Raw genomic sequence first — 25,565 nt, 5'->3', positions numbered from 1 at the left:
GACAATGCTCCGCCGGGTGTCCCCACTGGAACCACCCCATCGGCACCACGAAGACGGAAGGGCACGGATGCACCGGATCAGCGACGAGGACCTCAACGATCTGGTCGAACAGATCGCCAGTGCCGTGTACGGCAACAGCACGATCCCGGCGATCCGTCGCCAATTGGGCAAATTCGTTCCGGCCGATATCCTCGACGTCGCCATCACGGAGTACCAGGCCCGGGCCGGGCGCCCCCGTGACCTGCACGAGCCCCGCTCCCTGACGGATCCATTGACACAACTGGAACCCTGGTACATCCCCCGGTCCGACGACGTCTTCTGGCCGTCGGTGAGGCGCCGCTTGGAGGGCACGGGTCTCGACGACGAGCCGATCAGACGTATCAACGACTCGTCGAGCAAGATCGTCTCGTTTGTTCCACCGCCCGGGACCGAGCGGTTCAGCAGTCGCGGCCTGGTTCTCGGACACGTCCAGAGCGGCAAGACGACCAACTTCATGTCCGTGGCGGCGAAGCTGTGCGACGCACGCTACCGGTTGGTCGTGGTGCTGTCCGGCATCACCGACAACCTGCGGTCACAGACGCAGCAGCGGATGGAACAGATTCTCGTCGGTGACGACCGCGGCCGTTGGCATCTGCTGACCGATGGCGAAACGGACTTCGACGACAGGCAGGCCCGCAATGCCGCCAACCTGCTCAGCAATCCCGACCAGCGGCTCCTCGCTGTGGTCAAGAAGAACCCGTACCGCCTCCGTAAACTGGCCCGTTTCCTGGAGGCCGCCGGCACCATCCTGCAGGACTGTCCCATCCTCGTCATCGACGACGAGGCCGACCAGGCGAGCATCGACGTGGGCAACAGGGGGCGGCAGTCGACCATCAACTCCCTGATCCGCCGCATCCTGAGCAAACCGAAGGTCGCCTACGTCGCCTACACCGCGACACCGTTCGCGAACCTGCTCGTGGATCCGACCGTGCCCGACGACCTCTACCCCGCCGACTTCATCGTCGACCTTCCCCCTTCCGACGACTACTTCGGTGCCGAGCGGATCTTCGGACGCGACCTGCTGACCTACGAGGCCGGGCCGGTCGACCGGGGCCTGGATGTCGTACGGACGGTCCCTGACGACGAGGTCCCCTCGGTCCGGCCGCCCGGCGCCCGTGCCGGCTTCGGCGACTGGAGGCCGACCGTCACCGGCAGCCTCGGCGACGCTGTCCGCTGGTTCATCCTGGCCACCGCCGCCCGCCGCTGCCGCGACGGTGCACCGGCCGATTCGACCATGCTGATCCACACGTCGATGCGCGCCGTCGCACACCAGCGGACGGCCGAGGTCGTGCAGGCGTACCTGGAAACGCTCCGCGGCGGCTGGTCGACCGCCACCCTCCGCGACCTGTTCCACCAGCAGTGGGAACGGGAGACGGGCCGGGTGCCCGCCGCCGATCTCGGACTTCCGGCCGTACCGTGGCCGCAGGTCTACGACCGGATCCCCGGCGTCATGGCCGACGTCCGGGTGGTGGTCGACAACTACCAGTCCGACGTCCGGCTCAGCTACGGAGAGGAGCCGGTCACCGCCATTGCGATCGGGGGCAACACCCTCTCCCGTGGGTTGACCCTCGCCGGCCTGGTGTGCAGCTATTTCGTCCGGGCGGCCTCGGCCTACGACACGTTGCTGCAGATGGGTCGCTGGTTCGGCTACCGCCACGGTTACGAGGACCTGCCCCGGATATGGATGACAGGCGAGCTCGCAGCATGGTTCGTGGACCTGGCGACCGTGGAGGCCGAGATCCGGCAGCAGATCCGCCGCTACGAGACGGAGCACAAGACGCCACGAGAGTTGGCGGTGATGATCCGTAAACACCCGGCCATGGCAGTGACGTCGGCCGCCAAGATGCGCGCGGGCGTCACGGTCCGCTACAGCTTCGGCTCCCAGGTCATGCAGACGATCAAATTCCACCATCGGGACGAGGGGTGGCTGCGACACAACATCGACGCCGGCGACCGTCTCCTCACCACCGCCCTTAAGCTTCCCGGAGTACGGGAGGTTCCCGTGCGGGCCGGCCGCACCGCATTGACCGGGGTGCCGGCCGCGAGAGTGATGGCCTTCCTGCGCGACTACCGCTTCCATGAGCGCAGCCCCAGCCTCCGCCCGGAAGCCCTGTGCGAGTACATCGCCAAGCAGAACGACTACGACGCATTGCGCACCTGGAACATCGTCGTGATCGACCAGGGCAGCGACCGCCTGGGCGGGATGGCGCTGGCGGGCCGCAAGTACCACATGATCAACCGCAGCCGGCTCAAGGTGCCGGAGGACTATGCCGACATCAAGGCACTGGTTTCGACCCTGGACCGCGTCGCCGACCTACCGGCCTCCATCAGAATCAGCGACATGATCGACGGAGACCCCACCGACCGGAGGTTACGGGAGCTGCGTGACGGGCAGCTGGGGGGCACCGGGCTCCTGTGTCTCTATCCCGTGAGCAGGAGGTCCACGGTCGAGCGCAGCAGTGGCAAACGCGGTTATCCGAGAACCGAACTCGCGGCCGTGGAGGACATACTCGGCGTGGGTCTGTTCTTTCCCGAGGCCCGGGGACCCGAGGACCGTGACTACGTCTCGGTCGACCTGTCCAGCCTCGCGCCGGTCGACGAGGAGCTCGAGACCGTCGACATCGACGAGATCGACGCCGCCGACGAACGGGCGGGTGAAGCCTTGACCGACGGCGCCGCGTCATGACAGGCAGCGCCGAGGAGATGTTCCGCCGACTGGAGGCGACCGATCCGCCACGGGAGATGCGCGTGCTGGACAGTGCGGTCGAGGTGGCCGCGGGGCCGGTCGCTGTCGGCGTCGACGCCTCCGGGCGCCGACATCTGCTCATCCCGCTGACCGACCGGCACCCCACAGTGCAGGACACCACCAGCCGCGGCGTCACCGTCACCACCCGGAGCCTGGAGGACGACTCCGGTCACCCGGGACGGTACGCGGATGTGGTCTGCCAGCTACCTGAGCTCAACGACATCTTCGCGGCATTCACCGACGACCTGAGCCGACAGTTGCAGCGCCGCCCCGGCGATCCCGGACGGGTCTGCCTGGAGCTCCTGCACCGGTGGCGCGAGCTGCTCTCCCCCGCACCCGGTCCGATACTCGGACCGGAGGCGCTGCTCGGCCTGCTCGCCGAGCTGCACTTCCTCGAACGGATCTGCGGGCTCGGTGGCCCCGAGCCGCTCCAGCTCTGGACCGGTCCCCACAAGGCACGCGCGGACTTCACCTCCGTCACCGCTGCCGTTGAAGTCAAGGCCACAACGCACCGCGACCGTCTGGTCGTCGGCGTACACGGCGCCGACCAACTGGAGGAACGCCCAGGCACCGATCTCTACCTGTACGTCGAGCAGTTCGAACGTGACAGCGCCGGCGACAGCGTCCCCGACGTCGTCGACAGGCTCCTCGGTACGGGACTGGACAGGCGTATCCTGCTGGACGCCCTGGCCACAACCGGTTACCGCAACGACGACGCCGATGCGTACCGCCGGGACCGGCACCGGGTGAAACGCGCCGCCGCGTACCACGTCAACAGCCCGGGTTTCCCCCGGGTGACGTCCGGGCAGCTCGATGCGTCACTGCAGCAGCACCTGGTCCGCCTGAACTACAGTATCGATCTGTCAGCTTTCGATCACCATCTCACCGACCCCTCCGCGGCAGCCGCCGCGCTTATGGAACAGCCATGACGCGCATCGCCATGTACGCCGAGCCGCTCCCACCATCAGGAGGGATCGACGCGCGGTCGGTACGCCGGACACTCGGCACCTACTCCATGGACTTCTGGGAGCTGTTCCTGCGCGAGACACTGCAGAACAGCTGGGACGCCGCCACAGAGAGCCGACCCGCCGAGTTCTCCGTGGACGGCTGGCCCCTAGATCCCGGGCAACTGCAGAGCCTGCGTCGTCTTCTACCCGGGGCCGACCTGGACAACCCGGGCCTCAGGGTCCTCACGGTCACCGACACCGGTACGAAAGGGCTTACCGGTCCCACCAGGGCGGACCGGGTGGGTGAGGATGATCCACGGAATTTCGTCGACCTCGTCCGGAACATCGGCCGACACCCCGACAAGGGGTTCGGTGGCGGAACCTACGGCTACGGCAAGGCCGTGCTGTTCGAGGCGAGCAGCATCGACACCGTGGTGATATTTACCCGCATCAGGACCAGCGCCGGTATCGAGTGCCGACTGATCGGCATGTCACTCACCGATCCCTACCGGGTCGGGCGACGTCAGTACACCGGACGCCACTGGTGGGGGGTTCCACACAGCGACGTCGGCGTGGAACCGGTGACCGGCCCGACGGCGGAGCACATGGCCCGGGCCATCGGACTGACGCACCTGTCCGGGGACGCAACCGGCACCTCGGTCATGGTCATCGCTCCCCGGACCGGAGAGGAGCACCTGTCCGACGTGGTCGCCGTGATGGCCGACACCGCCACGAGGTACGCGTGGGCCAACACCGTCGGGCAAGTGGGGTCACCTCCCGGGCTCACGTTGCGGTTCACCTGCGACGGGTCACGGATAGAACTTCCCGACCCGGCGACCGATGCACGGCTGCGGTACTTCGTCGAGGCGCACCGGCGCTGCCGCTCGGTCTTCGACGGCGCAGCAGGAGACCATCCATGGCCCTGGGCTGTCCAGGAGATCGTCGGCAGCCGTCCGGAGCAACGTCTCGGCGTACTGGCATGGCGGACGTACAGGGCGGCCGCCTCAGGCAGCCATGCCCGGCCACCCGCGGAGATCGCCCTCATGCGCCGACCGGGCCTCGTTGTCGAGTACCGCAACGTCACTCCGGATCCGTTCGGGCACGCCATCAGCGGCGTGTTCATCGCCGATCCCGAACTCGACGGGGATTTCGCCCGCGCCGAACCACCGACGCACGACAGGTGGCAGCCGAGGCTGGCGCAACGGCAGCGGTACGCCCGTAACCCGGTCAGCCAGGCACTCAACCGCATCGACTGGATTTTCAAGGAACGCCGTACGGACAACGCGACGACCCCCACCACCGAGGCCGCGACGGGGGTTTCACGGCTGGCGAACGTCCTCGGCACACTCCTCGACACACAGGCGGGTGGCACGGACATCCGCATCCCGGCCGGGTCGGACAACCCGGTGCACGATCCACCGACCACTTCGTCGGGAGCACCGGCAGGCCACAACGACACACCGACAGCGCACAACGGCGGCAAAGGACGCCAGCGGAGGCACCACGGGCGGGGGTCGCGCTCCACGACCGGTCCGACACTGCGTTTCCACCCCCGTCCCCGCCAGATCGTGTTGAGGGACGGCGGCCGTGCGGTTGAATTCGACTTCGACCTCACCGGAGCCTCCGGTGCGTCGCTGACCCTCATCGCCCAGCCACTGGTCGCGATCGCTGACGGAGCACCGGAGCCCGCCGACGAGACCACTCCGGTCGAAGTACTGCACTGGCGTGACCGGGACAACGGAGACCTCACGCCCGGTCCGCAACTGACCCTGACCACCGTGACGTCGGAACACTGGACCGTCACTCTCACCCAACCGGCTGATGCAGCCGTCACCGTGCGGATACGCCAGGAGGAGGTGACACCGACGTGAGCGCCCCGATCAGTGCGGGCCACCTGACCCCGGCGGAGGAGCGCATCCAATCCGGAACCGTGACGGTCACCGGTCCTCAGGGCATACCCGTCCCCGAGGGGGAGCCGGTGCCTGACTGGGACTACTTCACCGATCTCACCGCGAACTGGCCCCTGCATGTCGACCTGCCCGGGGTACTGCAGGACTGTGGCCTGTCGCCCGCCGCAGCCGTGCACTGTCTGGTCACCTGGCACAGCAGCAGCACCAACCGCCGCGACAATTCCACCCTGGTCAGACTGGTTGACGGCGAAAACCGACTGACGGTTGCGATCCCTGGCACCGAGATCGGCGGAAACCTCACCCTGACCGCCCGGTTGGTCCTGGCTGCACCTGACCCGACACCGATCTCGCCGCTGGCAGCCTTCCGACCCGGCGCCATCCTCTGGCAGGCCCGGCGGCGCTTCACCCTGGAAGGCAGCGGCAGCCGGTTCCCCGTGGTGGCCACGAGCTTCGCCGAAAGTGGGCTCGCCGAGGGACGCCGCTCGCTGTGGTACCTCTCCTGCGCCCCGGATCTCGACGGGTCGGACACCGGCAGCATCCGGCTGTACCTCAACTCGGACCACCCCGCCGTCACCACGATGCTCAACCAGCCGGAAGCGGAAGGCTCCAGGACACTCGCCGAGGTGCTCCGGCACGATGTCGTCCGTCAGCTCATACAGACGGCGCTACGCTGCGAGGACCTCCAGGACGAGCACGACCACGGCGAAGGCACACTCGGCGAGCTGTTCATCAACCTGATACGCAGGTACTTCCCCGACCGGTCGCTCTCCGACCTACGTAGTCAACACCGCAACGACCCGAGCGAACTGGAGGCGGTCATCCAAGGTCTCGACCGGGTCCTCGCATGAACCGGCTGTACGTCTACCCGCGTCTACCCGCACACGTCGCGGAACGGCTGCTGACCCTCCACACCGGCCGGGACCTCGTCGAACTGCGGAGGCTGTCGGCCACTGCCGATGCGCGCACCACCTGGTACCCGACGGCACCCCACCGCGTAGCGGAGGACGACCTCCGTGCCCTGCAGCAGACCGTCCGCGGGATCGCCGCGGAAGCCAACTGGCCGGCACCTCTGGGCAAGACGAACGGCACAGCCTTCGACCGGCTGCTGGCACCGGCCCTGTACCGGCAGATGACCATCGTGCCCGCCGACGCGGCGAGCGAAGAGGTCTGGTCATTTCTCAGCCTGGTCCTGTTGCCGGACATCGCGCTCTGGCGGTGGCCCAATCCACTACGGCGGCCAGGCTACGAACGCATCATCGGCCGTCCGCGCAACGTGTTCCGACGCCTCTGGACCCGTGTCCACAGCTTGGGCGAGGACCTCGGCGCCCGACTCTACGAGGACGAGGCCGTCGCGATCCTCGAGCGCCCGACGCTCGGTGCGCATCCCCGCGTCGCCCGCGCCATTGCCCATGGCCACCTGACCGTAGCCGGTGAGGCCGGCGCCGCAAGGACCGACATCCTGCGGATCACCGCGCGCAGACTCCGGCGACTTGCGGTATTGGTCAGCCTCGAATCGCTCGACGATGTACAACTCTCAAAGCTGGTGGACGACTACACGAAAGAGGCCATCGAGCAATTGCAGGCGAAGACAACTGGGAGCACGCCCGACCACGATCTGCCGAAGCAGGTGCGGGCGAGGTCAGGGGCCAGCCTGTAACGGCTGATGTTCCGACGGCCCTGTCGACGCGGGTGCCGCCTGCACGGGCACCGGTAGGGCCGGGCCCTTACCGGTAACGACACCAGGTCGCCTTCAGATCACCGGAAAAGAGTGACCTGAGTCGGTGGGCAAGCTGCTTGGCCACGTCTGGGCGGCCAGCGAGAGCATCAATCGTGCTCGTGACAAGTTGCAGCTCCCGAACGCCTCGTAGGACCGGCCAGCCCGTCCAGGTGGTGAGGTCCACCCCGTAGGCATCGACGAAATCCTCATAGTCGATCCGGGATCGCCCGAATCGGGTGGCGCCATGGGCGGTGGGCACGAGATCCCATTCCCGCGGACCGAGGCACACCCCGTCCAGGTCGCAGAGCAGAGGTGTTGGACTGCTCGCCCCTTGGCCCGGCAGAGGCAGGAGGATGTTCCCGGTGTGAGCATCGCCGTGGATCACACCCGGAGGCAACTGCCAAGCCACCCGATCGAGATCCTCTTCGGCACGGTCGCAGCGCCAGCGGAGATCACGCAACAGATCCTGGGCGCTGAGCCCCAACTCAGTCCTCGACCATCCCTCCAGGTCGTCAGCCTCGCGTGGCGGCAGCGATGCGGCGGCGTCCAGACGGCGGCGGAACTTCGGGATCGGCGACCAGCGCGGCAACGGCACATTGAGCTGTTCAAGACCGTGTAGGGCGCGCAACGGCATGGCCAGGTCGACAGGCCTGGGCTCATCGCGAACCGTGGGAACGTACTGCCAGGCCGTCGCGACCCACTCCCCGCTGAAGATCGGTTGGCAGGCGACGCCGGAAGAGATCCGCACAGTCGGCATCCCCGCCTTCTCCAAGCACTGAGCGACCGGGACCACGCGTTCCGCCAGCGTGAAGGCGTGGGGGCCGGCAGCAAGTCGGATCACGAACGGCGGCGCCTCGAACACCGCGTTCATCGTGTACTTCACGAGCCTGGCGCTATCCGGCTCAATGCCGAGCTGCGCACAAACGTCGGCCAGATGGACACGAAGCTCTGAAGCGACAGCGTCGCTGAGCGCGGTGGTCATCAGCCCGCCCGCAACTCCGTTAGCCGACTGCCGAGAGCGGCGAGCGCCGGCTCCCGCTCGGCCTTTGGCGCAGCAAGCGTCCAGAGCGCGTCCAGACGATCGTTGACACGGGCCGACCGCATTCCGTCCGCCACCAGCCCCACCGCCTTCGTGCCGTACTCGCCAGCGGTTGCGAGATCACCGGCAAGGATACCCGCTGTGGCGACGGAGATCGTGTCGAAGATGAACGATCGTCGGTCCTGGGGCCGGCGAAGCTGCACCGCCTGGTAGGAGTGCTCGGCGGCACGATCCACGTATCGAACGTGTTCCGGATGACGGGCGAGGGCGGAGTAGACGACGGCTGAGATCCCGTGTGCGTCAGCTTCGGTAAGCGCAAAGTGGGTCCAGGCGGGCGCCGTGTCCGGGTCGGCCCGGTCGAGCTCCCGCCGTGCCCGGGAAAGGCTGTCGACGACCTGGTGGTCGGCTCCGAGGAGGGCGTAGGCCCAGGCGGAGTTGGCGTGCAGTATGCCGACGCTGGCATGGCACCCGGCCTGCTGTGCGGCGAGCTGACCGAGGCCGAACAGCTGGAGCGCCTCCGCCGGTTGCCCTTGGTGGAGACTGACCCTACCCAGGCGGTACAGCGTGTTGGCCAGCAGCGGGAGCGAGTCGGTCTGTCGCGCGAGGACGAGGCTCTGGGTGAGGTGCCGGCGGGCCATGTCGTGATCGTCGAAGTCGTGCGCCACCCAGCCGACGAGGTTGTGCAGTTCGGCAAGCGCTGTACGGAGGTCGACAGCGACGGCATCGGCGCACTTCACCTGCAGGAGCTGAGTCGCCCATGCCACGTAGCCGCACGCGGATTGCAGGCACCGGCCGCCTCCGGCGGCGGCGTCGAGCCGGCGGTGGAAGGCGGTAACGGCGCGAACGGTAGCTACCTCGTCCGGACCGACGGTGGCCGGGAGGGCGGTCTTCTGGGAGTTGGGCAGCCAGCGTTCCACGCCTTCGGGTATCGCTCCTACCGCGATGCTGGCGACGACTCCGAGCAACTCGTGGGGGTCGAGGGGCCCAGCGCTTCGGGCCGGCTCAGGAGCGTCACCCCGCCGATGGTGGAGTGCCTGTTCGTCGAGAGCAAGCCCCATGAAGTGACGCGGGATGGACAGCCCCTCGGCGATCCGCTCCAGCACCGTGTAGTCGGTGACGATACGGCGCCCAGCTGCGATCTCTGAGACCCGGCTGGCGCCCAGCCCGGTCGCCGTCGCGATCGCAGACCAGCTGAAGCCCCGTTCCTTGAGGAAGCCGAAGACCGCCGCCATGTCGTGACGCGCGAGGTGTACGCGTATCGCCGCGCCGCGAAACGTGCCCTCGTGCCACCACTGCGGCCTGACGACCCGCTGCATGGATGGTCACTCCCTCCGACCGCGACTACTGCGCACAGTAGTCGCCCGCGGGTGAGATGTCCGGCCTGCCGCAGTTGACGCTGGCCGTCGTCTCACGGTGAGAGCCCCACCGTGGGGCGCTCACCGTTGGCTAGCTGAGCGACACAGCATCGACCAAGGTCATGCTGTGCAAGCCAGACGCCACCCCGATCCGAGGGTCCTCAGTCCGGGCTCCGTCGCCGACGGCGGGCAGGTTCCAACACTGGACCTCGTCGCCGACGTGGTTTCTCAGGTCGTAGATGGGCGCCGGCTTGGGGTGAGGGCTGCACGGAGCAGCATCGGCCGAGCGCGCGCCCACGACGGCCTACGCGCGTGCTCCGAATCCGAGACTGCTCATGTACATGAGCCGGGTGCGCGGTCGATGTCGGGTAGGGCCCGGCCGCGCACCTTGATGAGGAGGTGTCCGGATGACCCGCTTCGCATGGCCCGCCCCTCCGAAGCACTGCCAGTCGTACGAGTCGATCAGGAGCCGCGGCGGCGGAGCATCGTCCGCCGGAGTGACTGTAAAGGCGGTGACTCACATCCTCGTCCGGCCGCGCCGGGGATCGCCGCCGCAACGGCCAGGCCACACTCCCGCGCCGTGACTGGGGTCGAGGAGAGCGACCGGGCCGTCGACCGCTTCGACTCAGCCCGCAGGACGCTGCTTCAGCACGTCGCCGGTCGGATGTGTTTCCAGTGCCACGACGGCCGGTGCCTCCAGTACGAGTGGGCGGTGGCGGAGCTTTCCCGTCATCCCGCTGGCCTTCGCCTCCTCGTACAGCTCCAGCTTCTCGACCCCGTAGACGACACGATTCAGGAAGGCCGGCCGCGGTGAATCCAGCCCTCGGCGCCGCTGACGAGCACGCCGCCTCGTATGTCCGTTCCGAGCCTGTCCCGGTCCCCCGTCCGGTGCCCGCCGGCGCCGCCTCCGAGCGGACCAGCCGGATCGCGGACGAGTTCTTCTTCATGTGCCACGACGACCGGACCGGTCGCCCTCGGTTGTTCGACTCGGCGGTGGCGCACGGCCTGGCCGCTGGGCTGCTCGTCGAGCTCTACTACGGCGGGCGGATCACGTTCGAGCGCGGGCACGTGCGCGTCAAGGACATCCGGCCGCCGCAGGATTGGCTCCAGCACCTGGTCCTGGACCGGATCGCGGCCGAGCAGCAGCACACCGCGACACGGGTGTGGCTGGCCTTCCTCGGCTCGTCCGCCTACGAGCAGGTCGCCCAGCGGATGTGGCAGTCGGGTCTGGTGCGGCCGCAGCAGGCGGGCCCGTTCTGGCGGCAACGCACCCTGTACGTGCCGACCGACGTCAACACCGCGGCCTGGTCGTGGGCGCGGCTGTCCCAGCACCTGCGCAACGGCCGGAGCCTGAACGGCGTGGACCTCGCCCTGGCCGGCCTGGCGCTGCACACCCAGCTGGACACGACGCTGCTCGACGGCGCCTCGCTGGCGGTTCGCTCGCATCTGCGGCGGTTGGTCGAGCAGTCGTGGCCGCCGTTGCGGGATCTACTCGCCGATCTCGGCAGCGTCGTCGGCGGCGCGGTCCTGAGCCACCGCACCTCCTGACGGCAACACCCCATCCACTCTTCGTGAAAGAGACCTGATGTCGCATTCGACTACTGACACTGTTTCCGAGGTCCTGGCGCGCGGCCGGCTCGGGATCCCCTCGGTGGTGTTCTTCGTCATCGCCGCCGCCGCGCCGCTGACGGTGGTCGCCGGCGGTGCGACCACCGGCTACGCGGTCACCGGCGTGGCGGGTATTCCGGTGGCGTACCTTGTCGTCGCCGCCGTGCTGGCGCTGTTCTCGGTCGGGTTCGTGGCCATGTCCCGGCGGATCGTCAACGCCGGCGCGTTCTACACCTACGTCACCCGAGGACTCGGCCGTCCGGCCGGTGTCGGCGCGGCGATGGTCGCGCTGGTGGCGTACAACGCGATGCAGATCGGTCTGTACGGCGGGTTCGGCGCGGTCCTCGCGACGTTCCTGCGCGATCAGTACGGCCTGCACGTCACCTGGTGGGTGCCGGCGCTGATCGGGTGGGCCGTGGTGGCCGTGCTCGGCGTGCTGCGCATCGACCTCAACGGCAAGATCCTGGCGGTCATGCTCGTCGCCGAGTGCGCGGTCGCGCTGGTCTTCGACGCGGTGATGGTCGGGCACCCCGCCGGCGGGACGGTCACCTTCGACACCCTCGCCCCGTCGCACATCCTCGCCGCGGGTATCGGCGCCGCACTGGTCACGGCCATCACGGGTTTCGTCGGCTTCGAGGGCACTGTGGTGTTCTCCGAGGAGACCCGCGACCCACGTCGGACGGTCGCGCGGGCCACCTACATCGCGGTGGCCGCCACCGGCCTGCTCTACGGCCTGTCCGCCTGGGCGATGTCCGTCGCCACCGGCCCGGACAGGATCGTCGACGCGGCCCGCACCGACGGCACCGACCTCATCTTCAATCTCGTCTCACCGCACCTCGGGTCCAGCATCGTGACCGTCGGGCGGGTCCTGTTCATCACCAGTTTGTTCGCCGCGCTGCTGAGCTTCCACCACACCGTGGCCCGGTACCTGTTCGCTCTCGGCCGGGAGCGGGTCCTGCCCGGCGTACTGGGCCGGACCAGCCGCCGCACCGGCGCCCCGAAGGCCGGGTCGATCCTGCAGAGCATTCTCGCGGTGGTCGTCCTCATCGCCTACGCCACTGCCGGCGCGGACCCGATCGTGCACCTGTTCTTCTGGGTCACGGTGACCGGTGGCCTCGGCGTCCTGATCCTGATGACCGTCACCTCCGCCGCCGTGATCGGCTTCTTCGCCCGCATCGCCCACGGCGAGGGCTGGTGGCCGGCGTTCGTCGCGCCGCTGCTCGCCACGCTCACGCTGACCGGGTTCCTCGCCGCGACGCTACGGGAGTTCGACATCCTCCTCGGCGTCAGCGCGCACTCACCGCTGCGCTGGCTCTTCCCGGCCACCTACGCCATTGCCGCCCTCGCCGGCATCGCCTGGGCGTTGGTCCTGCGCGCAGTGCGACCGCAGGTCTATGACGCCATCGGACTCGGCGCCGACAGCGCCACCGCGCCCCTGCGCCGCACCGACAGCTTCCGCCTGCCGGTCTGAACAAGGAGCTCACCATGACCGTCCCCAGCACCGGCGTCAGCATCCGTCGCGCCACTCCCGCCGACACCGACCCCTTGGTCTCCGTACTCGTCGACGCGTTCTTCGACGGGCCGGTCGCCGACTGGCTGGTCCCCGACCACGACGACCGTCGCGCCGTCTACCGCCGGTACTTCACCCTCGTCCTGCGTCACGGTCTCACCCACGGCCACGTCGACACCACCACCGACCGGTCCGCCGTCGCGATCTGGTACGCCCGGCCCGAACCCCCACCCGCGGCGCCGCCGGAGCACCAGGCGGCGGTGGAAGCCGCCACCGGACCGTACGCGCCGAAGTTCACCCTCCTCGAGGCCATGTTCGACGTGTTCCACCCCCGCGAACCGCACCACTACCTCGCGTACGTGGCGGTCAGCCCCGACCAACAGAGCTCCGGCGTCGGAACCGCCCTGCTCGACAGCTACCACCGCCGGCTCGACGCGCTGGGGCTGCCCGCCTACCTGGAGGCCAGCAACATGCGCAACCGCAGGCTGTACCTGCGGCTCGGCTACCGGGCTGGACCGCCGCTGATCCTGCCCATCAGCGGACCCACGATCTGGCGAATGTGGCGCGGGCCGGCCGGAGCCGCCGGCACGGCGGCGTTTCCCGACACCGAGCAACGACCACGTCGGCGAACCCGGCCGACTGCCGCTTCAACCTCCGTCCGCATCGGGCGGTAGGGGTGACGCGTCACCGGGACGCGGCCACCCGGCACCACCTCGGGTCACCGCGGCCCGGGGAAATCTCGAGATTGGAGGAAGACATGTCCACCAGCACCGCGGAGCAGACCACGGCCACCGACGGCGGGGACTTCGACCTGGACGTCAACCTGCTGGAGGTGGCGGACGTCGCCGGCCTGGTCAACCTGACCGACGACGGCTGCGGCAGCACCTGCACCGCCTGCACCACAAACGTCGCCTGACCGACGAACCCTCCCCCAGGAAGGCCGGCCGGCGCGGCAACATGCCCCCATTCTCCGCGCCGGCCGGCACCCCGACCGACATCCACCCGAGGTGCAGCGTGCGCTCTCCCACAGGCTCTCCGGCATACCGGTCGACCGGTGCCGCGCTCGTCCGCGCGGCCGCCCACCCCGACATCGACCTGCCGCCGTGGCCCGACCTGACCGAACCACGCGACGCTCTCGTCCCCGGCTGGGTGGCATGGCTGCGGCAGGTGTGGACGAACGAAACCCTCGTCGACGCGATCAGCCACGCCAGCCCGGTACTCGCCGCGCAGGTCGCCAGGCTGTGCGCCGGCGAGGCCCTCACCGTCCGGGAGACCCGGCGGGTTATCCAGGCGGTCGCCCGCTACACGCAGCGCCTACGCGGCCGACCGACCCCGTTCGGTCTCCTCGCCGGGGTGGCACCCGCCGTGTTCGGGTCACGCTCGCCCACCCGATGGGGCACCGCACACCAGGCCATCGCCCGGGCGGGCGCCGCGTGGCTCGCCGACGTGATCACCCACCTGGAACGATGCCCGGACCTGGTCGCCCGGCTCCCGGTGGTCGCGAACAACACCATGACGGTACGCGACGACCGGCTCGTCCTGCCCTACCAGCCGCACGCTCGACCGCAGGGCACGACGGCTGTGGAGGTGTCGCTGCGGTACACCGCGCCGGTCCGCGCCGCGATCACCGCCGCCCACGCCCCGATCCGGGTGGAAGCACTGTCCGCGCGGCTGTGTGCCGCGTTCCCGCACGCCGCAACGGCGACCGTTGAGGGGATGCTCGCCGAGCTGATCACCCGCGGCGCGCTGATCACCAGCCTGCGCGCGCCCGGCACGGAACCCGACGCCCTGGCGTACCTGCTGCTCCAGCTCGACGACGTCGATGCCGGCGGCATCGCGGCGGTCGCCGACCTGGTCCGCGCCCTGCGCGACATGCACACCGCGCTGCGACGCCACCGCACCGCCCACGGCGCGGACGGCCGCGAGGCCCGCGCCCAGGTGACCTCCCGGATGCGCGCCCTCGGCGTCTCCGTCCACGAGCCTCTCGCGGTGGATCTCCGGCTGGACGCGTCGGTCACGCTGCCCGATCAGGTGGCGCGGGAGGTGGAACGCGCCGCCCTGGCGTTGACCCGGCTCAGCGCCCACCCCTACGGCACCGCGGCCTGGCGCGCCTACCACCAGCGCTTCTACGAACGGTACGGGATCGGCTCGCTGGTGCCGGTACGCGACGTCGTCGACCCGGACAGCGGTATCGGCTTCCCCGACGGATACCCCGGCACCCCAGCAGACGAGCCACGATCACCCCTGTCCCGCCGCGACGAGCTGCTCCTCGCCCTCGCCCAGCGCGCCGCCCTGGACGGCGCGGACGAGGTGCTGCTCGACGAGGAGCTGATCGCACAACTGGAGCTGGGGCCGCCACGGCTCCGGCTGCCGGCACACCTGGAGACGAGCGTCCGCGTGCACGCCGCCGACGAAGCCGCCCTGGCGCGCGGCAGGTTCACCGTCGAGGTGACCTCCGTATCCCGGGGCGCCGGCGGACTCACCGGCCGGTTCCTCAGCGTGCTGCGGGCGGTCGACGCGGCGAAGCTGGCCGCCGGCCTGACCGACCTGCCCACCGCCGATCACGGCACGGTGCCCGCCCAGATGTCGTTCCCGCCGCTGGATCCCGCGACCGCCCACGTCACCCGCGCCACGCAGATCCTGCCCACTGTCATCAGCCTGGCCGAGCACCGGCGCCCGAACCGGTCGGTACTCACCGTCGACGACCTGGCGGTGGGCTGCGACGGCCGACGCATGTACCTCGCCGCACCCGACCAGGGCCACCGCATCGAAGCCGTCGGCATGCACGCGCTCAACCTGCGCACCCACACCCCACCACTGGCCCGGTTCCTCATCGAACTCGGCCGCGCCCAGTGCGCCCAGGTCACCGCTTTCGACTGGGGCGCCGCCGCCCGGGCCAAGCTGCCGTTCCTTACCCGCATCCGCTACGGTCGCGCAATCCTCGCCCCCGCCACCTGGCGGCTGGAAGCTACCGAGCTACCCGACCGGCGGCAGCCCTGGTACGCCTGGGACGACGCCCTCGACCAGTGGCGGGCCCGCCGGCGCCTGCCCCGCCTGGTGCAGCTGGTCGAAGCCGACCGGCGCCTGCCGCTGGACCTCGACGAGTCCGCGCACCGCGTCCTGCTGCGCACCCACCTGCTCACCGCACCGCGAGCGGTCCTCGTGGAAGCACCCACCCCACAGGAACTCGGCTGGTCCGGCGGCCGCCCACACGAGGTCATCCTGACGCTGCACGCCACCGAGCGACCACCCTGGCCACCCTTGCCCACACCGATCCCGGCCCGCGTCATCGGACGAGACCAGTGCCTGAGCCCCGCCACCTCCCCGCTGCTGCTCGCGAAACTCTACGGAGACATCCGCCGACAAGACCTCCTCCTCGCCGAGCACCTGCCCCGACTGCTCACTGAGTGGGAGGTGCCGCCGGACTGGTGGTTCCTCCGGTTCCGCGACCCCGACCAGCATCTCCGCCTCCGCATCGCCCTGCCCGACCCGTCGGCATTCGGACCGGCCGCCGGACGTGTCAGCGCATGGGCCGACGATCTACGCCGACGTGGCCTGCTGCGGGAGATCCAGTACGCCACCTCCTACCCCGAGACCGGGCGGTGGGGATCCGGCGCGGCCATGCAGGCCGCCGAGGCGGTCTTCATCGCCGACTCCCACGCCGTCCTCACACAGCTACACCAGCCCGTCCGCCCGCGCCGACAGGCACTCGTCGCCGCGCAGATCGCCGCTATCGCCGTCGCCTACACCGGCAACGTCGACGCCGGCATGCGCTGGCTCATCGACCACGTACCCCCGACCGCGCCGCAGCCGATCGAGCGGCCGCTGTTCCGCGAAGCCGTACGACTCGCCCACCCCGGCGACGACTGGGCAGCACTGCGCGCTGTCCCCGGCGGCACCGCCATCGTCGAAGCCTGGAAGAACCGCGATATCGCCCTCGCCGTCTACCGGACCCACCTACCCGGACCGCACACCGACGGCATCAACAGCGACGACGTTCTCGGCTCCCTCATGCACGCCCACCACATCCGCGCGGTCGGCATCGACTTCGACGACGAAGACCAATGCCGCCACCTCGCCCGCGCCGCCGCCCTGGCCTACTTCGCCCGGAGCCGGCCATGACCCTTCCATACGAGAGCCACGACCTCGCTGTCGCAGTCGCCGACCTGCTCGCCCATCCCGACGACCCACGGCTGCCGATCCGGCAACCCTGGTGGCAGCAGTCACTCGCCCTCGGCGTACCCGGCATCGCCCTGCTCCACGTCGAGCTGGCAGCGGCAGGGCTAAGACCCTGGCAACGCGCCCACCAGTGGCTCACCGCCGCTACCAGCCGACCGGTAACGGCGGGCCCCGACAGCCACCCCTTCCACGGCGCACCCGCGCTCGCCCACGTCCTCGCCTGCGCCGCCACCCACCGGCCCGGCGCCTACGCCCGCGCGCTCGACGACCTCAACCGGGCGATAGCCGCGGACGCCCGGCGCCGCGTGACCGCCGCGCACGCCCGCATCGACGTCGGGGAACTACCGGCGCTCGCCGAGTTCGACGCCATCCGAGGATTGGCCGGGGTCGGGGCGTACCTGCTCCGCCGAGCACCCGACGGCGAGGCACTGGCCATGGTGCTCGGATATCTGGTCCGGCTGACGCAGCCACTCCGCGCCGGCAGCGAGGTGTTACCAGGCTGGTGGACCGGCAGCGGGCCCTCCGGCCGCGCCGACTCCCGATTCCCCGGCGGACACGGCAACAACGGCACGGCCCACGGCATCGCCGGACCCATGGCGCTACTGGCGCTCGCGGCCCTGCACGGCACTGTCGTCGACGGTCAGACCGCTGCCATCGCAACGATCTGCACCTGGCTCGACCGATGGCGCCACGACTCCACGACCGGTCCGCTCTGGCCGTACTGGATCACCAGAACGCAACTCCGGTCGGACCGCGCCGAGGTCCACCGCGTTCAGCGGCCGTCCTGGTGCTACGGCACGGCCGGGCTGGCGCGCGCCCAGCAGCTCGCCGCCCTGGCCCTGAACGATCCCGTCCGCCGCGCCGCCGCCGAAGACGCACTCGTCCGCGCTCTCGCTGACCCGTGCCAGCTCGCGGCGACCACCGACCCGTCGCTCTGCCACGGCCACGCCGGCCTGGCCCACATCGCGCACCGGATGACCGCCGACACCCTGCCCGACACCGCCGGGACGCTTGGCGTGCTGGTCCCTCGGCTTCTCGGCGCGCTCGACCCGGACGGCGCCGGGCCCCGGCGTACCGCAGCTGCCCTGGTCGCCGCGAACCCTGGCCTGCTCGAAGGCGCCGCCGGCGTCGCACTGGCGGCGCTCAGCTGCAGCAGCGCGGGCGCGCACACCAGCTCCTGGGACGCCTGCCTGCTCACCGCCCCATCGCCCATCCCCTGACGTGAGGACGCCGAATGCCAACGCCCGCCTGGCGGCAGTACACCATCGAGTTCCCCGACCCCACCGCAGCCGAGGACATCGCCGCCTCCGTCCTGGCCCCGGCGCTGGCCGCCGCACAGGACGAGGGCGTGCTGCACGGGTGGTGGTACGTCCGGAAGTACCCCACCTGGCGGTGGCGCTACCTTGCCGACGACCCGACCTCCCACCGCGTCGAGGATCTGCTGGAGACACTTGCGGGCCAGGACCGAATCACCAACTGGACCCGAGGCGTCTACGAACCGGAGACCCTGGCCTTCGGCGGGTCGGCCGGCATGCAGATAGCCCACGAGCTGTTTCATCAGGACAGCCGGCACCTGCTGCTCGACCTTTCTCCCGCCACCACGCTGGGAAGGCGAGAGCTCGCCGTGCTGCTGTGCAGCGTCCTGATGCGCGGCGCCGGTCTGGACTGGTACGAGCAGGGCGACACCTGGGCGAAGATCGCCGACCTGCGGCCCTCCCCCAGCCTCGCAGTGCCAGAGCAGGCCGCCGAACTGGCCCGAGCGATCAACCGGCTCATGACAGTCGACGCCCACAGCCTCGCGAAGACAGGCGGACCGCTCGTGGGGCTCGGCCCGTGGCTCGACGCCTTCGCAACCGCCGGCCAGGCGCTCGCCGACCTCGCTCGACACGGCCACCTTCGACGGGGGCTACGCGCCGTCATCGCACACCACGTCATCTTCCACGCCAACCGATGTGGCTTGTCCGTTCAGGACCAGTCCACCCTCGCCGCGCTCGCGGTCCGCAACGTCTTCCACCACACCACGAGGAGCACCGTGTCGATCGCAGAACCCACGCCCACGAGCACTAGCGTCGATCGAGTGACCAGCGACCCCGCCGACCTGCGCGCCGCGCTCACCGACGCACTGCGCGCCGGGAACATCATCCGCACGCCCGGCGTCGAGGCCGCCATCCGCGCCACCCCGCGGCACCTGTTCCTACCCGGCGTACCGCTGGAGCAGGCCTACGCCGATGCTCCCGTCTACACCAAGACCGACGGCCGAGGCGCCTCCATCAGCGCCGCCTCACAGCCACGAATCGTGGCAATGATGCTCGAACAACTCGACGTACGCCCCGGCCACCGGGTCATGGAAGCCGGCGCCGGCACCGGCTACAACGCCGCCCTGCTCGCCGCCCTCACCGGCGACAACGGACGCGTCGTCACCCTCGACGTCGACGAGGACCTCGTCGACGGGGCCCGCAAACACCTTGCCACCGCGGGCGTCACGAACGTGGACGTCATCCTCGGCGACGGAGCGCTCGGCTGCCCCGACGGCGCACCCTACGACCGGATCATCGCCACAGTCGGCGCCTACGAAACCCCGACAGCGTGGCTGGAGCAGCTCGCCCCGCACGGGCGACTCGTCGTACCGCTGCGCCTGCGTGGCGCCGCCTCCCGCTCGATCATCTTCGAGCGGTACGACGGCGGGTGGCGCGACCAGGGCAGCGAGCTGGCCGTCTTCATACCGCTGCGCGGCATCGGCGACGACGCCCGCCGGCAGGTGCCGATCACGCCCGAGCAGGACGTGATCCTCCAGGTGCACAAGGAACAGGACGTCGACACCGCGGCACTGGCCGGCGTGCTGGACACCGAGCGGCGCAAGATCTGGACAGACGTGTTCTTCCCACCGATGGTGCCGTACGAGTGGATGGACCTCTGGCTGGCCTGCCGGCTCGACAACGCCATCATGCGCATGAACGTCCAACCCGCAGCCATCGAACGCGGCGCCGTCACCCCGATGTTCCCGTGGGGCGCGATGGCCACCACCCGCGGCGCCGACCTTGCCTACCTCACCATCAGGCCAACGCCGACCAGACCCGGCGACAGCAGAATGTACGAGGTAGGCGTCATCGGTCACGGCCCGGACGGCGCAGGTCTCGCGGCTCTCGTCAGCGAGGAGATCCGCGTCTGGAATGCCACCTATCGCTCCCGGCGCGTCCGCTTCGAGATCCCCGACGCTCCCGTCGAGGCGGACCCCTCGGCCGGACGCTTCGTCCTTCCCCGGCCGCAGCACCCCATCACCGTCACCTGGCAGTGACCGTGGAGTCGGACAGCGCGCTGTTTCGGCGCTTCCCACTGGTCGCGCGACCACGGCCCATCGCCGGACCGTTGGCCGCCCGCATCGACGATCTGTGCGAGTTGGCGGAACGTGCCGCCCGAGAGGACGACCGAGCCGCGGCCTCGGCCGTCTACAACCAGGCCGCTCTCCTCGCCTCGGACTGCGGCCAGCCGAATCTGGCCCGTCGGTGGTGCCACGAGCATGCCGCCGCATACCTGCAGGCCGTTCCTCTGGATGCGCAGGCGGCACGCCACGCGTTGGAGCCCTTGCTCAATCTCGCCCGGCTGCACATTCGCGACCGCGACGGCGACGCCGCCCTTCGACTCCTCAAGACTCTTTTCGAGGCGGTGTCGTCACGGACGGACGTGGTGATCGACGGCCAGGCCCTGCCGGCGAGCCGGCTGACCCGCGGTGAGGACGACCACCGCGAGGTCAGGCGATGGCTGTGGAGCGTGCTCGTCGCGGAGGGTGCCCGCGCGTTGGCCGGCACGGGTCGATGGAACGAGGCGCATGAACATCTCCGGCGACATCACGGCATCGGCCGACGAATGCTCGACGGACGTCAAGTGGCGGTCATCGCGCGCTTGACGACCGGCGACATCGCGTCGGCCCGCTCGATGGTCGCGGCGACCGCCCCTGGCGAGCCCTGGGAGGACGCAGTCACCGCATGCCTGGCCTACCTGTGTGACACGTCTTCCCAGAAACACCTGAGACTCGCGATGGACGGTTACCTCAGACTGCAGCGAGCGAGGCCTCTCGCCATCTTCCAGGCCCGCCTCGGCATGACGCTCATCGACGCGGCCGGCGGAACAGCGGATGCACCGCTGCTGCGTCTCGCTGCGGCTCTGGTCGCAAACTGCGCCGCCTGGGGCGATGCTCGAGTCGCTCGGGAGATCCTCCGCCACCAGGGTATGGCGGCAGGCATCAGCCACCGCCAGGCAGTGCAGCTTGCGGGGATCGTGCTGAACAGCGGCCTCGGCCTCGGAGAGCTCCCGATCTTGGTGGAGGAGCGTCTCTCGAAGTCTCTCGCCCTGTGCTACGCGGCCTTGCGGAGCAGCTGTCAGCAAGAGGCTGAGAATCCCTCTGACGTCGAGATCTGACTACAGCTCGGGCCCTTTAAAGGGTTGTGCCGACTCGCCACACTGAGCATGGTCAATGTCTTCCGAGATTGGATCCGGCATGCGCTTGTTCCTGCTGCAATTGCCCGCCCTTATCGGTGTACTCATCGGTGTGCTGGCCACATACATCACAACGACAGTCCAGGAGCGGAGTCGTTGGCGCCGTCAGCAGGCGGCTCGCTGGGATGAGCGGCGGATAGCCGCGTACACGGACTACGCCCATGCCGTCAAGCGGGTCATCTCCGTCGCGGTGCGCCTCGCGGCCAAACGGGGTGTCTATGAGGACGACTTCTGGTTCGGTGGAGAGATCACCGAAGCGGATCTCCTCATGGCGGAGGAGGAACGGACGACCCGGTGGGAGGCGGTGTTGATGCTGGGCGACGATGCGGTGGTCGCAGCTGCTCGCGAATGGCACGATGTGGCATTCCGCCTCATGCGACTGGCGCTGGGCCAGACCAGCGACCTGACGTGGAACGAGGCGGTTCGGGCTACCGGCCAAGCACGGGGCCGCTTCTACACCGCCGCTCGCCGGGATCTGGGTGTGAAGTTCGACGAGTCCTCGGCGCCATACGAGTGGCAGATGTCCAAGTGGCTGACTGAGAGGCCTGAGGACAGGAACACGGCGGTCGCTGGTGATCCGGTCACCTGAGCTACCGGCAAGTTGTGCCTGCCCAAGGCACTCATCTTCGTCGTTGTACTCCCAGCGCGGTTCGGGTGCCGCCTGCCAGAGAAGGATCCGGTAGCGCTCCACTCCGCCAGCGCTTCCACGATGGCGTCGATGTCCGCGTAGGCGCCCGGCTCCACACCCTCATCCCGCATTCGCCCGTCCCGGGCGCGGCCGCAGCCACCCACCCGCACCCCATACGTGTCCGGGCCGCTCGAAAGAGCCACGCCGCGCTGGAACGTCTCGTCGAGCGAATACAGCACGCTTAACAGTCCGCCCGGAAACTCGAGACGGCCGTCCCGCTGCAGGTCAGCCAAGTCGTCCACACCCGGCGCCTCGTCGACCACCTCGATCCACAGGTCGATGCCGACCAGGCCGGCTGCCACCTCCACCATAACCGCATTCGCCGCCCAGCCCACCAGCTCCCGGCTAGCACCTGAGGATGCGGCAGCGAGGTTCTCCGACTCCTCGCAGGCCGGATCGTGCAGCCAGAACAACCGGTAGTTGGCACCGACCGTCGTTTGCCAGACCGGCCGGTAAGGTCGCACAGGGGAGCCTCGATCACGGAAGCGGCACCGCCTTCCACTCCGGGTGGCCCTCCCAGCGCACCCAAAGCTCATTCGGCTTTGGCCCCCCATACATGGGGATGAGAAAGATCTCGGTCGAGGCATCCGGTGGAATTTCGTCAACCTTCGTTGCACTCCTGACAACACACTGGATGCGCGACTGGTCAATCTCCACTTCGCGCGCAATGTCCGTGCCGATGTTACGGAGAACGTAGGTGTTCTTCGACCGTTGCTCGACCCACCAGGCTACGTACGGGAGGACAGCGGCTTCCATGCTGCCGCCCTCGGTCCAGGAGTCCGGCCGCTTGCCTGGAGGTGATACGCCTGAATCGGCGGCCTCGGCGGCGGCCTCGGCAAGCTCAACCTGGCGTTCGGCGGCAGCGGCCTGCCGAACCGCTGCCTTCGCTGAGATCTCGGATGCCTGCGCGGAGGTCTTCGCGTACTTGAGGGCGATTAGGGCAATGGCACCGGATCCTAAGGAGATGAGGAACGCCGCCCAGGCTGGGGCGTCGCCCCAGTCGACACCAGCCTGTGCGTTGAGGATCCAGACCACGGCGGTAAGGGTTAGAACTCCGCTGGCCGTGAGCCAAAGGGCCAGCCGGCCGACGATCCAGTCCAAGAGCTTGGTCATCCGGCTATTTTGACGACCGCCGTCCAGGGTGGCACGCCCACCCAACCCCTCGCGGACATGGGCCCGTCTCTAGTGCCTTGACCACGAAGGTTCGCGGTGTTGGGGTCAGGCTGCGCGGGCGGCGGGTTGGCCCCAGCGTCGTTGTCGTTCGCTGCGGATGCGGGCGCGTTCGCGGCGTTGGGCGGCCAGGACGTCGGGGTGGCGGGCGTTGGCGTTGCGCCAGCGCAGGTAGGCCTGCAACCGTCGGGTCAGCACGTGGTGGTTCGGGTGGTTCGACCCGGCGATGACGAAGGTGCGCAGCGGCCCGAACTGGGCCTCGATCGGGTTGGCCCAGGAGGCGTAGGTCGGGGTGAAGCAGAGCTCGACCTTGTTGCGGGCCGCCCATGCCCGGATCTTGATGCCTTTGTGTGCCGACAGGTTGTCCAGGATGACGTAGATCGGTGCCCCGTCCGGGCGGGCGGCGCGGATCGACTTGAGTGCGGCGAGGGTGTTCGCGGTGCTCTTGCGGCGCCGGACGACGCCCCAGAGTTGGTCGTCGCCGACGGAGTACCAGCCGTGGAACTGCCGGACGCCGTGCAGCTTGTGGTAGTTCGCGGGCAGCCGGTGCGGATGGCCCGCGGGCGCCCACCCGGCGCCGGCCTGGGGGCGGATCACGAGGGGGCCGAACTCATCGAAGGCGAACACCCGCTGCGGGAAGTGGGCGCTGACGTACTCGATCCGGGCGAGTTTGGCGTCGCGGTGCGGGTCGGTGGACTCCTTCCACGTCTTGGTCCGCTGGAAGCTGATCTGGTGCCGGTGCAGGATCTGCCGCAGCCGTTCCCGCCCAATCCGGACCCGGCGGGTGGCATGCAGGCGCAGGTGGTCGGCGAGCTTGCGGATGCTCCACCGGGTGAACGGTCGCCCCAGCGTCTCGGGGCGGGTGTTGGCCGTCTCGACGATGAACTGCTCTTCGTCGCTACTGATCTGGCGGGGACGGCCACCCGCCCACTGAGGGTCCAGGCTGGCCATTCCCATCTCGTTGAACCGGTGGATGACCTGCCGGATCGTGTCCTCGTCGGCTTGGACGAGACGGGCGATCGCCGGCACCGTGTTCCCGCCGGCCGAGGCGAGCACGACCATCGCCCGTCGCAGTCGGATCGGGGAACCGGTTCCCCGGCGAGTGATTCTGAGCAGCTGCTGACCTTCCTGATCACTCAGCCGCCGCACGCGTACAGGATCTGCCACCGCCACAGCCTGACCGGCACAACGCCGCCCGGCCGACAGGCCGCGCGGCGTGTCCACCAACACCGTGAACGTTCGTGGTCACGGCACTAGGCGTCTACAGAGGCTACGACCAGCCGGCGCGGGCGTGCCACGTGACCTCGGACCCGGCCAAGTCTCTCGGGCGCGCGACCTGACCGGGCGGTGTGCACAGCCTACGTGCGATTACTTCAGTGACTCCATCCACGCCCTGGCCAACTGACCTATGAACTCCCGAGCCTGCCCAATGGTCATCTGCCTCTTTGGCGGGGGGCCGCTCATGCGGGCATGTCGTGCATCTGCTCCGCTGACGTCCGGCCTGTTGGCCGAGCCGGTGAACGCGCTGATCTCGTCCTTCGTCGCCAAGCCCGACCTGTCCAGCGGCGTCGGCTTTAGCGAGTCACGGATAACTTCAAAAATCTTGTATAGCTCGATCCAGTTCAACGGCTCGGGTTTACCAAGAAGTGCGAGCGTCTCAGCGACCTCCGCGTGCATCTTTGACAAGTTGAGTAGGGCCGGGCCAGGAGGGGGCGGCGCTGGTGCTGAGGCGCCACCGGTTACAACAGCGACGAGACCGGCTTCGATGCGCAACGCGGCTGATGCTACAGTGACAAAACGGACGGGTTCCTCGTCAGCTTCTTGGTAGGCGCCCGCGAGCTTCACAGGCTCGAAGTTCGGCTTCAGCGTCCGCGCTATGCCGTTCAAGCGCTCAAGTACCGCCGGGGCTACGTCATGACACGTCTCCCCGTCGGGCGGGCTGTCGATCTCGGGAGACGTTAGGTAGTAAATATCGCCCTGCCGGACTACCCGGGTGCCCCCCTCGGGAAAGAATCGAGCCAGCGCCTCAAGGTCGAACTGGTGGCCCTCAAGCCAAGCCTTCATGGTGTCAGCCTAAACGAAGTGGCCCGAAGCCTCACCTATCGATCTTCGCGGGCCAGGCATGCGACATGGCCCGCTGCGCGTAAAGGTGTCGCCCATAGT

19 protein-coding genes are annotated in these 25,565 nt (G+C 69.2%); 14 read left to right on the top strand and 5 right to left on the bottom strand.

Going from position 1 to position 25,565, the window contains the following annotated elements; genetic code table 11:
• Window positions 1-67 precede the first annotated feature (67 nt).
• From AB0C17_RS24280 to AB0C17_RS24260, 5 genes are read left to right on the top strand one after another with little or no spacing between them, the layout of a single operon-like run.
• Window positions 68-2,725: a Z1 domain-containing protein gene (locus AB0C17_RS24280; RefSeq protein ID WP_357389768.1), complete on the top strand. Its 2,658-nt coding sequence runs from the start codon at window positions 68-70 to the stop codon at window positions 2,723-2,725.
• Window positions 2,722-3,714 (top strand): PD-(D/E)XK motif protein, encoded by a 993-nt coding sequence (locus tag AB0C17_RS24275; protein WP_357389766.1) that lies wholly within the window; start codon window positions 2,722-2,724, stop codon window positions 3,712-3,714. Before AB0C17_RS24280 ends, AB0C17_RS24275 begins: the two co-directional genes overlap by 4 nt.
• Window positions 3,711-5,603, top strand: coding sequence for a hypothetical protein (locus AB0C17_RS24270; RefSeq protein ID WP_357389764.1), 1,893 nt, complete (start codon window positions 3,711-3,713; stop codon window positions 5,601-5,603). The genes AB0C17_RS24275 and AB0C17_RS24270 overlap by 4 nt, the downstream gene beginning before the upstream one ends.
• Window positions 5,600-6,490, top strand: a complete 891-nt coding sequence (locus tag AB0C17_RS24265; protein WP_357389762.1) for a hypothetical protein — start codon at window positions 5,600-5,602, stop codon at window positions 6,488-6,490. The genes AB0C17_RS24270 and AB0C17_RS24265 overlap by 4 nt, the downstream gene beginning before the upstream one ends.
• Entirely contained in the window at window positions 6,487-7,299 is an 813-nt protein-coding gene (locus tag AB0C17_RS24260; RefSeq protein WP_357389760.1) for a hypothetical protein, read from the top strand. Before AB0C17_RS24265 ends, AB0C17_RS24260 begins: the two co-directional genes overlap by 4 nt.
• Window positions 7,300-7,366: 67 nt before the next feature.
• Here AB0C17_RS24260 and AB0C17_RS24255 read toward each other — a convergent pair whose 3' ends face one another.
• Both AB0C17_RS24255 and AB0C17_RS24250 read right to left on the bottom strand, forming a co-directional pair.
• Window positions 7,367-8,341, bottom strand: a complete 975-nt coding sequence (locus AB0C17_RS24255) for an aminoglycoside phosphotransferase family protein (RefSeq protein WP_357389759.1) — start codon at window positions 8,339-8,341, stop codon at window positions 7,367-7,369.
• Window positions 8,341-9,714, bottom strand: coding sequence for a tetratricopeptide repeat protein (locus AB0C17_RS24250; RefSeq protein WP_357389757.1), 1,374 nt, complete (start codon window positions 9,712-9,714; stop codon window positions 8,341-8,343). The genes AB0C17_RS24255 and AB0C17_RS24250 overlap by 1 nt, the downstream gene beginning before the upstream one ends.
• Before the next feature lie 849 nt (window positions 9,715-10,563).
• Between AB0C17_RS24250 and AB0C17_RS24245 the strand changes: the two genes are divergently transcribed.
• The 9 genes from AB0C17_RS24245 to AB0C17_RS24205 all read left to right on the top strand — a co-directional run bounded on the left by AB0C17_RS24245 (window position 10,564) and on the right by AB0C17_RS24205 (window position 22,133).
• Window positions 10,564-11,301, top strand: coding sequence for a GPP34 family phosphoprotein (locus tag AB0C17_RS24245; RefSeq protein WP_357389755.1), 738 nt, complete (start codon window positions 10,564-10,566; stop codon window positions 11,299-11,301).
• A 37-nt stretch (window positions 11,302-11,338) separates the two neighbouring features.
• Window positions 11,339-12,832, top strand: coding sequence for an APC family permease (locus AB0C17_RS24240; RefSeq protein ID WP_357389753.1), 1,494 nt, complete (start codon window positions 11,339-11,341; stop codon window positions 12,830-12,832).
• 14 nt (window positions 12,833-12,846) lie between these two features.
• Window positions 12,847-13,545, top strand: a complete 699-nt coding sequence (locus tag AB0C17_RS24235) for a GNAT family N-acetyltransferase (protein WP_357389751.1) — start codon at window positions 12,847-12,849, stop codon at window positions 13,543-13,545.
• Between the two features lie 83 nt (window positions 13,546-13,628).
• Window positions 13,629-13,787 carry an FxLD family lanthipeptide gene (fxlA, locus tag AB0C17_RS24230; RefSeq protein ID WP_357389749.1) on the top strand — a complete coding sequence of 53 codons (159 nt, stop codon included), beginning with the start codon at window positions 13,629-13,631 and terminating at the stop codon, window positions 13,785-13,787.
• A gap of 98 nt (window positions 13,788-13,885) precedes the next feature.
• Entirely contained in the window at window positions 13,886-16,993 is a 3,108-nt protein-coding gene (locus tag AB0C17_RS24225) for a lantibiotic dehydratase (protein ID WP_357389747.1), read from the top strand.
• The gene (locus tag AB0C17_RS24220) at window positions 16,990-18,270 is read left to right on the top strand and encodes a lanthionine synthetase C family protein (protein WP_357389745.1); all 1,281 of its coding nucleotides are present in this window, start codon (window positions 16,990-16,992) and stop codon (window positions 18,268-18,270) included. Before AB0C17_RS24225 ends, AB0C17_RS24220 begins: the two co-directional genes overlap by 4 nt.
• 14 nt (window positions 18,271-18,284) lie before the next feature.
• Window positions 18,285-20,345 (top strand): methyltransferase, FxLD system, encoded by a 2,061-nt coding sequence (gene fxlM, locus AB0C17_RS24215; protein ID WP_357389743.1) that lies wholly within the window; start codon window positions 18,285-18,287, stop codon window positions 20,343-20,345.
• Window positions 20,342-21,466: a hypothetical protein gene (locus tag AB0C17_RS24210; protein ID WP_357389741.1), complete on the top strand. Its 1,125-nt coding sequence runs from the start codon at window positions 20,342-20,344 to the stop codon at window positions 21,464-21,466. The genes fxlM and AB0C17_RS24210 overlap by 4 nt, the downstream gene beginning before the upstream one ends.
• A gap of 79 nt (window positions 21,467-21,545) precedes the next feature.
• Window positions 21,546-22,133 carry a hypothetical protein gene (locus tag AB0C17_RS24205; RefSeq protein WP_357388402.1) on the top strand — a complete coding sequence of 196 codons (588 nt, stop codon included), beginning with the start codon at window positions 21,546-21,548 and terminating at the stop codon, window positions 22,131-22,133.
• A 576-nt stretch (window positions 22,134-22,709) separates the two neighbouring features.
• Here AB0C17_RS24205 and AB0C17_RS24200 read toward each other — a convergent pair.
• From AB0C17_RS24200 to AB0C17_RS24190, 3 genes are all read right to left on the bottom strand, one after another.
• The gene (locus AB0C17_RS24200) at window positions 22,710-23,345 is read right to left on the bottom strand and encodes a hypothetical protein (protein WP_357388400.1); all 636 of its coding nucleotides are present in this window, start codon (window positions 23,343-23,345) and stop codon (window positions 22,710-22,712) included.
• 105 nt (window positions 23,346-23,450) lie between these two features.
• Window positions 23,451-24,569: an IS630 family transposase gene (locus AB0C17_RS24195; RefSeq protein WP_357388398.1), complete on the bottom strand. Its 1,119-nt coding sequence runs from the start codon at window positions 24,567-24,569 to the stop codon at window positions 23,451-23,453.
• Window positions 24,570-24,770: 201 nt separating this feature from the next.
• Window positions 24,771-25,466, bottom strand: coding sequence for a hypothetical protein (locus tag AB0C17_RS24190; RefSeq protein WP_357388396.1), 696 nt, complete (start codon window positions 25,464-25,466; stop codon window positions 24,771-24,773).
• Window positions 25,467-25,565 lie beyond the last annotated feature (99 nt).

Origin of the sequence: Micromonospora sp. NPDC048887 (assembly GCF_040649715.1) — a bacterium.
In the GTDB taxonomy this organism is placed as follows: domain Bacteria; phylum Actinomycetota; class Actinomycetes; order Mycobacteriales; family Micromonosporaceae; genus Micromonospora.
Note: the sequence above shows the minus strand (reverse complement) of the source record. Positions and strands in the feature narration are given on the sequence as shown.